The sequence below is a fragment of the Kiloniella laminariae genome, from assembly GCF_027214005.1.
In the GTDB taxonomy this organism is placed as follows: domain Bacteria; phylum Pseudomonadota; class Alphaproteobacteria; order Kiloniellales; family Kiloniellaceae; genus Kiloniella; species Kiloniella laminariae_A.
In genome coordinates this window covers 699,426-711,839 of sequence record NZ_JAPWGY010000001.1, presented here as the reverse complement: position 1 = coordinate 711,839, position 12,414 = coordinate 699,426, and the positions used below count along the sequence as shown (strand labels likewise).

Below are 12,414 nucleotides of genomic sequence, written 5' to 3'. Positions count from 1 at the left end.
TCCAGCATGGCTTCTGTGATAGTAAAACCAACGCTCCCCCTGCGTCTGGTCCTTGGCATTTCCGGCGCGATTCTGGCTCTTCTCGCCGCGCTGATTGACCTCAACCTCGTCCACCTCCACACCTGGCTCCAGAGTCCCCAGGCCGGGCTGGATTTCACCCTGCTGATCTATCTGCTGGCTCTTGTGGCACTGGCAGGCGGCTTTTTTCTGCTGCGCTGGCTGCGGCGGTTTTTTTTTGTGGTTCCGGCTGATGACTTTGTGGTTCCCACTGGCGGGCAGGCGGAAGAGGCACGGCCCCCCAGCCATTACCGGGGGCAGGGTCTGACCCCTGGCTGGCTGGTCAGCCTGTTCTGTCTTTTGCTGATTGTTCTGTTCGGGCTCTCCCTTGTCGCCATGGGCAGTGTGACAGAGTTCTACTATCTCTTGCCTATACTTGCCGAAATCCCCTTTATCGGTTTTCTCGCCGGCTTCTGTTTCCTGCCTGCTTTTGTTGCACCGGGGGCCTTCCCCGCCAACCTTGCGGGGAGGCTCTTTGCCCTGTTGGCCTTTCAAAAGAACAGCGACGCGCCCCGAAACCAGCAGGGTTTCCCGCCCTATCGGCCTCTGCTTGCCATGACCGGGGCGGCTCTTGCCATCCTTCTTGCCCAATTCGTCCTCGGCGGTTATCTCACCTTTGCCCAGAACTACAGCCAGGGAACACTGGCAGAGCTATCCCTGGCTGGTGAAATTATCCAGGGCCTGGCTTTTTTCACGTTGTTCGGCTGGTTTTATATCTTTGTCCCGCTGCTCGCCGGAACGGCCTGGGCGACACATGCCCTGCTCTATACCCAACAGGCACGCCTGAAAACACAGAACACTTCTGCTGGATCTGATCTTGTATCCGGCCCCGGAAGTCAGGACCTGAGCTTCCTGACGCCCCCGCCTCTTTCCCGCCCGGCTCTGGATCTGCAAGGCATCGCCCTGTGGGAAAAGCTGCTCGCCGGGGTCTACACCGCAACGATTGCCGTGTTTACAGCATGGCTGATCAAAAGCGACCTGCCGTCCCTACCCTTTATTGTCGGGGGCATGAGCGCCGGGTACCTGATACTTCCACGATTTTTCTCGCGAAACCGCTGGCAATACTTTCGGGCCTTTTTTGGCGGCGCGCTGACCACCGTTGCCTCTGCAGGAATAACAGCTTTTTTGCTCTTCACCCTGGTCGAAAAATTTGCCCCGGAGGACCTTGCTTTCCTCATCCCTATGGCGCTCATCGGCATGGTGATCTCCCTGCCCTTTTCCCTGATCGGCGGTCTGGCAGCCGTTCTGCTTGACTGGCTGCTCTTCCGCCGCCGACAGAAAAACCCGGTCTTCGACACCACAGCCTTTGAATAAGGGCCCCCGGCCCGCTTAAATAATAACCAGACCAAACAACCAGACGAGACAGCAGACAGCATGACCCGTAAATCCTCCCCCACAGATCGCATCCCGCCAGAAAGGCCCGAAACATCTGCAGGACAGATGCCGCGTCCGAAGGGGTCCCGCATCCAGCCAACCTGGTGTGAACGGGCGATCTGTGGCTTCATCTTGGCGGGGGTTTTTGTCCTGCTTATTGCCGACCAATACGGCTCGGAGATCTACGGTTCATCCGGTTATAACGAGATACTTTCAGTGTTGGTCGAAGACATCGCCCCGTGGCTGGTGTGGCCGCTTGTTGCCTTCGTCATTGGATCAGTCCTGTTACCCGCCTTTTTCTTCTGGCATAAATGGCGCATCCTTCTCCCGCTAATCGGGGGCTTTATAACCACTCTGACCACAGGCGTGCTGGCTGGGCTGCTCTCTTACCTGATCTTCCATGAAGACAGCGACCCCGGGTATATGGGCGAGGCAACATTCATCTTTTCCATGATTGTCGGTTTCTGGATCGCGGTTATTCCCAGCCCTCTCGTCGCCTTCCTCTCTCTCCTGCTCAACTTTGTCCTGACCCGCCGCCGCAATAGCAGAGACCGCAAATGACCCGTAACTCCTCCCTCTCAGATCGCATCCCGCCGACCCAGCGCGAGAGAATGACCTGCGGCCTCGTCATGGCCGGGATTGTCTTTCCGGCACTCTCTATTCTGAGCTTCCTGTTACTAGTCCTCAACACCAGTTCCCCAACCGAACCTTATGTTTCCCATTACGTGATAATCCCCATCCTGATGCTCGTCGGTTTTCTGCTTGCCTATCTGCTGTTACCGTTCTTTTTCTTTCGTGATAACAGCCGGGTCTTCGTCCCTTTTATCGGCGGGTTTCTCATTACCGTCGCCGCTGGCCCCGCAGCAGCATTTCTCAATGGACTTCTCATCGTCGTCTTCCTTGAAGCAGCAGCGGGAGAAGTGAGTTGGGTCGGAAAATGGGAAGCAGAAGGCCTCGCCTTCTGGTTTATCTATACCTCTTTCGTGATCTCTGTTTTTTTCTCCCCCGTCATCGGGGCTGTGGCGATCTATCTCAACCGTCGCCTGAGCCGCCAACGGGAAGAGAACGCGCCTGTCGACAGCAATGTGTTTGAGTGATCCTCATGACATCCCGATCTCCCAAAACCTTTGAAAAACCTGCCCCCCTGCCGCCGATTGGCAATTGGGGGGTGCCACCGCGGGCGCTTTCTGCCAATGAGAAACTCACCTGCGCAATCTGCGCTGGCCTGCTTGCCGGGGCCAGCAGCCTGCCCTTTGCCGGATTTTTTGAACCGCTGCCCCTGGCGCTTTCTGCCGGGCTGGCGGGGTGGCTGGTCCTGCCGCGGTTTTTCTCGCTTGATCGCTGGCGACCGGGGCGGGCTTTTCTCGGTGGCCTGCTCACCACCTTCTGTACCGCCGGGATCGTGATCCTGCTGCTGTCGATCACGCTGCTCCATTCTGGTCAGGATTTCACCGAGGCCCACGGCACGGTTTTCGGCATCATCCTGATCGGGTCCAGCGGTCTCGCCCTGATTGGCGGTCTGACAGCCGTTCTGCTCGACTGGCTGTTGCTGCGCAAACGGCAAGGGAGCTGATATGTACGGACTGATCCGGCCCCTGGTTCTCGGGCTTGTTTTCACCCTCCCCGCCTACGCACTGTTTCGGCTGACTGATTACTACTTCAGCTTCCCCCTCGTCATGTCCAGTTTCGGGCGCAAAGAACTTTTTGATGGTTTTCTTGTGCAGGATGTCCAGTTCCTGCTGATATTTTTTCTCGCCGGGAGCTGTTTTTTCCCCCGGAGCCAGGCGCAAGAGGACTTTCGCCCGGGTCGGGCCTTTCTTTACGGCGGTCTGATCGCGGCCTGCGCCTCGCTGCTTAACAGCTTTACCCGTCTCTGGTTGCAGTTTGGACCTGCCCTGTTCAACTCCAACAGTGTCCCGGATCAATATATACCTCTGGACACAGGCCACGACATGACGGAAATGATCGGCCCCCTTCTGTTCGTCTCGTTACTTGAACTCATCCCCTTTCTGATCCTCGGGGCCTTTGTCGGGCTTGTCCTGCAAGTACTGTTGCAACTGCCACGAAGTTTCATGAAAATGTGGGACAACCTCTAGGGAGAGGACAAAAAGATCAGCCGCCAAAAATAAATCCCGCAAAAACAATGCATAAACAATACGGTGAGACTAAAAACACTTCGCCTTCCGATAAAACCCTTTTGCAAGGGCAGGATCACTTGCCCCCACATCGGAGCCATTAAACCATGATAAAACCGGGACACCCTCTGTATCTGCCGCTGCTTTCAGCGCTCTATGTCACGCTGGTCGGCTTTTTGCTTTACCGTCTGGGGGGAAGTTTTGTCTACGGCATCTTCCGCAAAGACCCGCAAGTGCCTTATACTTTGCTCGATCAAGACCATCTCGTGATCCCGGGCCTGATCCCCACCCTCTTCCTCATCCTCTTCCTCTGTGGGTTCTGGCTCTTGCCCCGTTTCCTTGACACCCCGCAGCACAATCTGGCGCGAGCCCTGTTTGGCGGTGGCATGATCACAGCAGCCGTGCTGTACCTCTTTGCCGGATATCGTCTGCTGAGATCCCCCGAAGACTTCGAACAGTTCAGGCTTGTTGCCCTGCCGATCTACAGTCTTTCCCTGGTGCTTGCCTGGGCTATTCCGGGGTCTCTGGCCGCAGGATTGTTTTATCTGTTTATGCGCCGTCACCTGCCGGAAAGCCAGGCTCTGATCACGACAGCCGGTAAAGACAAAACCGCTTGCGGGCTTTTTGCCGCCGTTCTCGCCCTGCTGTTTTTCCCCCTGTTTGCAGACGGCCCCGGTTATTTCCTGCTTTTTGCCTGCTGCTGTTTTTTATCCGGTTACAGCATTCTTGCCCGTTTTCATTCCCGGCATGACTTTCGCCCCTTTGCGGTTTTTGCTGGCGGGCTGCTGAGCACGCTTGCTGCGGGCATGTTGTTTGCGACGGCTCTGGCCCTGCATTCGCTGTTTTACGCCGGGATCAAACAGACCCTGCCGAGTTGGGAAAGTTTTTACTCGATCCCCTTTGTCCTGCAACTTGCCCTGCCGCTCGGCCCTGTCGTCGGACTGCTGTGTCTGCCCTTTGTTTATTATCGCTATCGCCGTCACCGGAGCCAACTGGCGAAAACAGAATAAAAAAAACCTTTTATCCTAAAGACTTCTCGACTTATCGGGGATAATTTGCTTCTGTAGCAGAATGAAATCGACACCGACCCTGCTTCTCCGACTTGTTCTGGCGTTCTACTGCGTCATCATCGGCTACCTGCTCTACAGCGGCCTGCACGCGTTACTGACGCTTGCGGTGCGCGATGCCTTTGTTACGGGCCAGACAGCAGGACAGAGCCAGCCGGATATTGCGGCCTTCTTCGCTGTCTTCTCGCTGGATGATCTCTGGGTTGTTCCCGGCAGCTTTATTGCCGGATTTCTGGTATTCCCTGCCTACACCTCGGCCCGCGCCTATAAACCCGGCCGGGCAATCTGGGGCGGGGTGCTGACCTGTGGTCTGGCGGCCTTCCTGCTGCTGCTGATCCAGCTGGTGCTGCTGCCCCACTTCGAAAGCGGCTACATGAACGAGGCATTTCTCTCCACCCTCGGTGAAAATCTGGTCCCCCCGGCTCTCTACGCCCTGCTCTTTGCTCCCCTCGGCGCGCCTCTGGGCTGGCTGGTCAACAAGCTGGTCTACGGCACCGGATCCCGCAGCCAATACTGGAGCTGATCAGGCCCGCGAAATCAATAACCACCCCCGCTGACCCAGCCCTCTGCTGCGCCCCTGCGCAATCAAAGCGATAAAATCCCTCGACTTTTTCCAGCTTTCTGTTTTTGATATCTCAAACAACTGATCAGCCGGAGCCCCCCCGTGACAACCCCAACCTTTCGTCTACGTTTGATTGTTGCGGCCTATACCGTGTTGCTTTGCGTCGTGCCGGTTATCCTGACCAGCTATATTGAGGATCAGGCCAACTATATGCAGCGCCCCGATGGCTATTATTTTTCCCTGCACTTTATGGCCGGATTGCCGGGCGGACTGATCGCCGGATTTCTGATCCTGCCGGCCTATTTCGCGCAGGAAAAATTCAGGGCCTTCTATCTGCTGCTGGGTTGTCTGAAAACCGCCGTCCTGTTCGGCTTTCTTGCCTATCTGGCTTTCGCCATCGCTGAGTCCTCTCTCTGGCTACCCGGCATGAGAAGTTCTGACCAAGATTTCTCAAGTTTTCAATCAGAGATAAATCTGGCTCTCTGGTATCTTATGGTTCTTACTGGCATTTCGCTTGCTGCAGGTACGCTCTTCTGGCTGTTGGTCTTGCCCTGTTATGCCCTTATCTACCGTCTGAAACACACCATTTCGCTCTGGAAGATCAAGGAAACAGCCACTCAACCGATTCCTGCAAAGATCAATATCTATAACGAAACGATCTTGACAAGTGGCCTTTGCGGGGCTTTTGCCGGGTTATTCCTGCTCCCGCTGATATATTTTCTCACCAACCAGTCTGAGCTCTACCGGATCAAGGATTTTGACACCGGAGACTATCCTTTTATGATTATACTGACCCTTCTCCCTGTCGCAGGCCTGCTCTGGTTTACCGCCATTCGCAAAAACAGCTCTGACAAGGGTCACCACAGCTACCATCGGCTGATGTCTCTCCTGCAGATACTGTTGTTTGTCCTGTTTTTAGCTGGCTTGTGTCTGCTACAGATTCTTGGTTTTAATTTTATGAATCCAACAAGCGTTCCAATCATTCCCCTTTGCGGCATGATTGCAGCCCTTCTGGTCCTGCCGCCATTCCTGCAGGACCGTTATCAGCAACCACAAGCAGCCATTATCGGCGGTATCCTGACGACCTTGGTTGCCACTTTGCTCTATGGGACGTTTCCCGCTCTCAACAGCCTGACACTCACGATCAATTATGTCCCGGAATTCGAAGCGGAAACCCGCATCTTTTACAGCATTATCCTGCAAAGTGCGCTGGATAAATATTTGAGCTTCTTCTTCACGCTGAACTACTGGCTGTTGCTGATCCTGCCGATTGGCGCACTGTTCGGCTGGCTGGCGCAGCTTTGGGTTTCCGGCAGACGACACAGACAGGAACAGAGCGCCGGGGTGCTGCGTTTTGAATAGCGCTGCGCCCCAAAACAAGGAAACACCGTAATCCAGACCACCGACAGACAACACCCCGCAGGATCAGGCTGGTCCTGCAAGGTGTATGAACGGCAGGTTTCCATCGCCGCTAATGGCGCAGGATTTTCCAGCCCGCATCGGTTTTGATCCAGATCCCGGCCTGGGCCAGTTTGTCGAGCAGATCCTGGTTCCCCGGATCTTTGGGTTCAAAGATCAACGGGCCATCGCCCCCGGCAGTGGCAACCTGATAGGCCCGTCCGCCGATAACGGGGTGCAGGCTCAATTCGCCCGGGTCGCTTACTTTGTAATCCCCGCCCAACAGATCATTTGCCATTCCTTCAAGCAGATCGGCGGGCATGCCTTCAATCGTCACCAGATCATTTTTCAAAGGCGTGAGATAGGTCATATATTCCGCGATATCGCCGTCACTGGCGGCCTTGCGCAGCCGGGCAATCGCCTCGAGCAATCCCGCATCATCACTTGGTTCTGCTGAAAGATAGCCATAGGCAGGCAGACCGCTGATCCTGAAGGGGATAACCATCTCCCCCGCCTTATCCAGACTGATCTCGCCGATCACATCTGGGTTCTGGCCGGGCGCTTCGGGAAAGGTTCCCTGACAGGCGTTGAAAACCTCGGCTTTTGCGCTTGGTTGCCCCTCTGTGTCCGCTGCGGCCTCGTCTGCCACCAGCCGGACCCGAAGGGTGTTTTCACCTTCGAGAAGCAGGCTTGGCACGACAAAGTTGGCAAAGCTGCCCGGATTGTCCCGCAACAGGACAACATCGTTGACTGCAATGGTCAGTTTCCCTGCATCGCTGCCCTGATAGGCAACGACAAGGGTTTCCTCACAGGCAAGTGCAGGCGTGGTAACCGCCCCCGAAAAAATTCCCGTGATGGCTAGAATGGCACCGCCAGCGATTCTCCCCATCTCGCTCTTAATCAGCGTCTTGATCGCCTGGACAGAACTGTCAGACCCGGTTTTCCTGAACATGATAATCCCCGTCGTTCACATGATAGATTGATGACATCGCGGCAACAGCGTTGCTGCCGTTACAGCGTTTGTCGGAGGCAAGGGAAAAAAGGTTCAGAATTAATCCGGCTGCCATCCCCGGTTGGTTGTACAGGAACCACCCCTAAACCACCTAGGGATTATCCTGACCAAGGCCTGAAAAAGATATGCCGATAGCCTCCTGATAGATCGAATCAAGGCTGCCGTCGCGGGTCATTTCCTCCAGCGCAGAGTTCACCCGTCGTTGCATCTTGACCCGCCCCGGATGGAAAGAGGGAAACAGCGGATCAAAGGAATGTGCCGGCTGCAGCGCCCGAAGAGACAGGTGATGGACAGAGTTGTAATAGAAGGTCGATACAAAATCGGCGACAACAATGTTCACCCGCCCCTGGGACAGCTTGTGGAGATTGGCCGGGTCATCAACCGCATAGTCAATCTCGAGATCCGCCGCTTCGATTTCCGCCAGGAGGTTTTCCGGATAGACATAACCATCGACCAGCCCGATCAATGCCTTCGGTTTTCTCGCCACAATCGCCGCAAGATCAGGCGAATGGATCGGGCTGTCGTCAGACACCCAGAAGGTATTGGTATAGATGCTGTTATAGGCAGGTCCCTGTAAAAAATCATCTCTGGGTGCAGCATCCAGAACCGCATCCAGCTCGCCATTGCGAACAGACTGCAGGCAACGTTTCCAAGGCAGTTCAACAAAAACAGCCTCATAGCCCGCCCTGTGTGAAGCCTCGGTCATCACCTCGACCGAGATTCCTCCGGATCGGGCTTTTTGTGAGCCGTTGATCTCATACCCGCCTTCGGTTTGCATGGTATAGGGGGGCCAGTCATTATAACAATAACGGATCGTGTTATTGCTTTGGGCAACAGCTTCCGTCGCCAGAGCAGCCATCCCCAGACACCCGGACCACAGACATACAGAGAAAACGTCCCGGAAAACACCGCGGAAAACACCCCCGAACGGCTTAGTCTTTATCACGGAAACAGGTATCATATCAAAAGTCACTGCCAACAAGAGAAGACCATTTCTTTTAAAAACAAATAATTAATATTAATTTAATCCATCTTCAACATCGCCAAAAGTATCCATTATGGATACAGATACTTTGTCCCGCCTCTGTGAGAACGCTACAGTGGGATTTGCCTTATCCCCACAATTGAGCGGAGAACAAAATGCAGCAGCTCTGGCTGGAACTTACCTTTCCCTATGCCTGTGGCGGGCGGGTCGCAGCGGAATTCGACGTCCGGGTGGCGATCGGACTGGAAGACGACACGCTGCTGGCTGGAGAGGTAGAGCTTTACGGCTATGACAAAGCACACATTGGCGCCTATCAGAGCTGTGATGACCAGCCGCTGTGTCAGAAAATCCGCAACTACCTGCTGACAACCGACCGTGAAATTCGCCGGGCCCAAGAGCTCCTCGCCCGTCAATCCGCCACGAAACCCGCCAGTCCCTTCGCGGCTTTTATCAGGCCTTATCAGGAAAGCTTCTCTCCCGGATTTTCACTTCGCTGACAGGGTTTTATCCGATATCCTCTGCTGTCCGCCAGCCCCCCGGATTATACATCTGACAGGCGCCGCAGCTTCTGCTTGTACTTGCCTCATAAACAGGGAACTATGAGGCAAGATTCCCCCGTCCCGGACAACAGGCAACATCCGAGTTTCAATGCCCCCTTCCCCCAGGTCCCCAACAGCTACTTTCAGCCTCCCCGACTGTCTGTACAGTGTTTCAGCAGATCAGAAGGCCCGCCCCTTTGGCCGGATCTTTACTCCGTGGGTCGGCCTCTTTATGGCGCTGCTGTTGTCAGTTCTGCTCGCGCTCAGCACCGCCCGGGCAGCAGAGCTTAGTCTGGTGACAGAGGAATATCCGCCGCTGAACATGTATGGGCCCGAAGGCGAGATTACCGGTGTTGCCACAGAACTGCTGCGCCTTGCAGCAAAAGATATTGACCTGAAGCTCGATATTCGCCTGCTGCCCTGGAAACGGGGATATTTTCTGGCCCGGAACCGTCCAGAGACCTGCATCTATTCAACCTGGCGCACCGAAGAACGCGAGGATCTCTTTCTCTGGGTCGGGCCTCTGGCAAGTGATGCCTGGTCTTTCTATGCCCGCGCAGACAGCAAGATCAGGCTGAGCCGACTTCAGGATACCTTCGATTACAATGTCGGTCTGGTTGACGGCTGGGGTTTCACCGAACATCTGCAAAAATCCGGACACCCGAAACTCGATCTCGTCCCGGCCAACGATGAAACCAACGTCCGCAAGCTGTTGTCGGGCCGGATAGATCTCTGGGGCACGGGACGGATATCGGGCCAGCAGATCCTCAAGGGCGAGCAGTATGAACAGGTCAAAGAGATTTTCGCCATCCGCGAAATCGGTCTCTGGGTCGCCTGCAACAAAAACACAGACCCGGCTTTGCTGACAGAACTGCAAAACGCCCTCGACAAGCTGGAACAGAACGGCAGTGCCGAAAAGATCCGGGCAGCGTTTTAGACCTTCTTTGAGGGTGAGTGATCGCAAAAATATATTTGTGCCACAACCATCAAGTCGATGACGAGTGATCTGACTGCCAGAAAATTTGAACCGCCAGCCACGCGACTTTGTGTCATAGAAAGCCACCGCACTTATCCCATCACGTGATGAATTGTAACCCGGGGTCTATCGCCTGATCCTTGTTCTTTCCAAAGAACAAAAGGACAACAAAATGGTTCAGGCAGTCGATCATGCAAAAAAACTCTACGGCAATTCAAAACCCAAATTTGAACCCGAACTCCGGGTAGAGACCCGCCCGGTAAAATTAACTAACTCCATTAATCTCCCGAAAGGGCATTCCTATTTCGTCTATCGGGATGAAGATGGCAAGGAATGGGCCTATTCTGCAACCCATGACCAATACCCCTCAAGTCCGGGTTTTAAAGATGTGTTCCTCGTCATTGATGTTATGCCAATTCAAGAATCAATAGATAGCCGGAAAGGACAGACACCTGAGCAAAGGGGGAGCCGCGTCCTAATGACAGGAACAAAAGCCCGAGAAGGTTGGCGGGATCTAATTCAACTCAAAGGCAAGATTGATAAACAAAAATTTGAATATGACCATGAGGGCATTAATAGTAACTCTGTCACCAGCCTGGGGCTTCGGGTACTCGGCTTTGATCCAGCAAACACGATGCCGGAGAATGAAGGCTATTGGAGAATTTATCAAGGAACCCACCCAGGCGTTGATGATCTCGCAATTGACAAAGATGGTAATGTCTATGAAACCCCAATCATCGATTTCGTGAAAACCAAACAACAGATTGATAACTTTGCCAAAGGTTTTGAGACCACTATCGAGCAAGGCTGGGACAGAACAAATGATAAAGCAAAAGATCTATGGGACAAGAGCATCACTAATCTTGATAAATCCCTCGATAAATTTCTACAAACTCCGCAATATTTTGAAGATAGGATCATGAATCAAGTCCAGAGGGAGATAGCTCGCCAAAGATAGCTCGCGATAGATAGACGCTGGCGACACTCTCTCCTTCAGAACGGAAACAGGAAAATCATTATTATCAGGCTATATCAAAGATCTTCCTGTTTCCCTTTTCCGAGCGAACAGATCGTTGTAAAAGCGATAAGTCACCCCGCTAGTTATTACAGCGCCCAATCAGAAAGCAGAACAACGTCCCATGCCGATCTACCTTATCCGTCACGGCCAGTCCGAATTTAATGCTGTCGCCCGCGATGGCATTGATGCGCTGATCTATGATGCGCCGCTGACCGAACTGGGCCGGGCACAGGCGGACCGGGCAAAAGAGATCGTGCGCGACTTTGGCATCCGGCAGGTCATCACCTCGCCGCTGACCCGTGCGATCCAGACCGCCTTGCGGATCTTTGAAGGGCAGGCTCCGATTGGCGTACAGGCCGGACATCACGAGATGCTGTGCAATTCCTGCGATGTCGGGCGGCATCGCGATGCCCTGGCACAGGACTTTCCCCAGCTCGACTTTGCTCACCTGCCCGATCGCTGGTGGCACGACGGCCCGGAAAATCGGCATGGCGTGGCGCATGAACCGCTCGAGGTGTTTCAACAGCGGGTCCGTCGTTTTGACCAGGTTCTGCGTGAAAGCAAGACCCGCCCGCTGGCCATCGTCGGTCACGGCCTGTTCTTTCAGGAAATGATCGGCCGCATGCCCGACAACGCCGAAGTGATCAGATACGAATTGCCATAAACCCGACAAGGGACAAGAAGAACAGCTGTCCACCCCTAACAGGTTACTCCGGTGTAAAACTTCCGAATGTTTACGCGGGTTTTACCCTCTCTGCCATTGCCCGGTGAATAATCTCTGTCACAAAGGCTCCCTTGCCTCCGGTATAATAGTCCCAGTCGTGTAAGGTTTCCGAAGCCAGCTTGCGTTTGAGCAGGCCATAACGCCTCGCCTCTTCCGGATGGGCGCGCAGATAGTCTCGAAAAAGCAGGCGCTTGTCATGGGTCGCATTTTCCGGCGCACAGAGATAGACCCGCTCTCCCCGGGAACCACGCCCCGTGGTAAAAGCCCACATGCCATCGTTATATTTGTTGCCATGGAAGTTATAACCCGCTGCTTTCATCACGTCGATCGCTTGCGGGATATGTTTTTCTGCTCCCAGAACGACATCAACATCAATCTTGGGTTTGGCACAAAGGCCGGGAATAGCCGTGCTGCCGATATGTACAATCTCCTGCACAGTACAGCCCAGCAACGCTTCCAGCCGCAACTTCAGGTGAAAGAAAGTCTCTGGCCATTTCGGATCATAATCAACAACGACGATGGATTTCTCTGGTCCCGACATTGCTTCCTCCTTCCCGCACTGGTTTC

16 protein-coding genes are annotated in these 12,414 nt (G+C 54.3%); 12 read left to right on the top strand and 4 right to left on the bottom strand.

Annotated elements, in window-relative coordinates; translation table 11 throughout:
* The first annotated feature begins 6 nt into the window (after nt 1-6).
* From O4H49_RS03240 to O4H49_RS03205, 8 genes are all read left to right on the top strand, one after another.
* Nucleotides 7-1,371 carry a hypothetical protein gene (locus O4H49_RS03240; RefSeq protein ID WP_269421977.1) on the top strand — a complete coding sequence of 455 codons (1,365 nt, stop codon included), beginning with the start codon at nt 7-9 and terminating at the stop codon, nt 1,369-1,371.
* Nucleotides 1,372-1,431: 60 nt separating this feature from the next.
* A complete protein-coding gene (locus O4H49_RS03235; RefSeq protein WP_269421976.1) occupies nt 1,432-1,992 on the top strand; it encodes a hypothetical protein in 561 nt (186 codons plus the stop codon).
* The gene (locus O4H49_RS03230; protein ID WP_269421975.1) at nt 1,989-2,528 is read left to right on the top strand and encodes a hypothetical protein; all 540 of its coding nucleotides are present in this window, start codon (nt 1,989-1,991) and stop codon (nt 2,526-2,528) included. The genes O4H49_RS03235 and O4H49_RS03230 overlap by 4 nt, the downstream gene beginning before the upstream one ends.
* A 5-nt stretch (nt 2,529-2,533) precedes the next feature.
* A complete protein-coding gene (locus O4H49_RS03225; RefSeq protein WP_269421974.1) occupies nt 2,534-3,004 on the top strand; it encodes a hypothetical protein in 471 nt (156 codons plus the stop codon).
* A gap of 1 nt (nt 3,005) precedes the next feature.
* On the top strand, nt 3,006-3,527 hold the full coding sequence (locus tag O4H49_RS03220; protein ID WP_269421973.1) for a hypothetical protein: 522 nt from the start codon (nt 3,006-3,008) through the stop codon (nt 3,525-3,527).
* A 146-nt stretch (nt 3,528-3,673) separates the two neighbouring features.
* On the top strand, nt 3,674-4,576 hold the full coding sequence (locus O4H49_RS03215) for a hypothetical protein (protein ID WP_269421972.1): 903 nt from the start codon (nt 3,674-3,676) through the stop codon (nt 4,574-4,576).
* A 61-nt stretch (nt 4,577-4,637) separates the two neighbouring features.
* The gene (locus O4H49_RS03210; RefSeq protein WP_269421971.1) at nt 4,638-5,156 is read left to right on the top strand and encodes a hypothetical protein; all 519 of its coding nucleotides are present in this window, start codon (nt 4,638-4,640) and stop codon (nt 5,154-5,156) included.
* A gap of 141 nt (nt 5,157-5,297) precedes the next feature.
* Nucleotides 5,298-6,557, top strand: a complete 1,260-nt coding sequence (locus O4H49_RS03205; protein ID WP_269421970.1) for a hypothetical protein — start codon at nt 5,298-5,300, stop codon at nt 6,555-6,557.
* 109 nt (nt 6,558-6,666) lie between these two features.
* On the opposite strand, the gene O4H49_RS03200 is transcribed toward O4H49_RS03205, so the two are convergent.
* From O4H49_RS03200 to O4H49_RS03190, 3 genes are read right to left on the bottom strand one after another with little or no spacing between them, the layout of a single operon-like run.
* Nucleotides 6,667-7,545: a hypothetical protein gene (locus O4H49_RS03200; RefSeq protein WP_269421969.1), complete on the bottom strand. Its 879-nt coding sequence runs from the start codon at nt 7,543-7,545 to the stop codon at nt 6,667-6,669.
* On the bottom strand, nt 7,523-7,660 hold the full coding sequence (locus O4H49_RS03195; RefSeq protein WP_269421968.1) for a hypothetical protein: 138 nt from the start codon (nt 7,658-7,660) through the stop codon (nt 7,523-7,525). The genes O4H49_RS03200 and O4H49_RS03195 overlap by 23 nt, the downstream gene beginning before the upstream one ends.
* A 36-nt stretch (nt 7,661-7,696) precedes the next feature.
* Nucleotides 7,697-8,464 (bottom strand): substrate-binding periplasmic protein, encoded by a 768-nt coding sequence (locus O4H49_RS03190; RefSeq protein WP_269421967.1) that lies wholly within the window; start codon nt 8,462-8,464, stop codon nt 7,697-7,699.
* 281 nt (nt 8,465-8,745) lie between these two features.
* On the opposite strand from O4H49_RS03190, the gene O4H49_RS03185 reads away from it, so the two are divergent.
* The 4 genes from O4H49_RS03185 (at nt 8,746) to O4H49_RS03170 (ending at nt 11,787) form a co-directional block, all read left to right on the top strand.
* Nucleotides 8,746-9,087, top strand: a complete 342-nt coding sequence (locus tag O4H49_RS03185) for a hypothetical protein (protein WP_269421966.1) — start codon at nt 8,746-8,748, stop codon at nt 9,085-9,087.
* Between the two features lie 151 nt (nt 9,088-9,238).
* Nucleotides 9,239-10,066 (top strand): substrate-binding periplasmic protein, encoded by an 828-nt coding sequence (locus tag O4H49_RS03180; RefSeq protein ID WP_269421965.1) that lies wholly within the window; start codon nt 9,239-9,241, stop codon nt 10,064-10,066.
* Nucleotides 10,067-10,277: 211 nt separating this feature from the next.
* Nucleotides 10,278-11,063, top strand: a complete 786-nt coding sequence (locus O4H49_RS03175) for a hypothetical protein (protein WP_269421964.1) — start codon at nt 10,278-10,280, stop codon at nt 11,061-11,063.
* 181 nt (nt 11,064-11,244) lie between these two features.
* Nucleotides 11,245-11,787 (top strand): histidine phosphatase family protein, encoded by a 543-nt coding sequence (locus O4H49_RS03170; RefSeq protein ID WP_269421963.1) that lies wholly within the window; start codon nt 11,245-11,247, stop codon nt 11,785-11,787.
* Nucleotides 11,788-11,857: 70 nt separating this feature from the next.
* Here O4H49_RS03170 and O4H49_RS03165 read toward each other — a convergent pair whose 3' ends face one another.
* A complete protein-coding gene (locus tag O4H49_RS03165) occupies nt 11,858-12,388 on the bottom strand; it encodes a GrpB family protein (protein ID WP_269421962.1) in 531 nt (176 codons plus the stop codon).
* Nucleotides 12,389-12,414 lie beyond the last annotated feature (26 nt).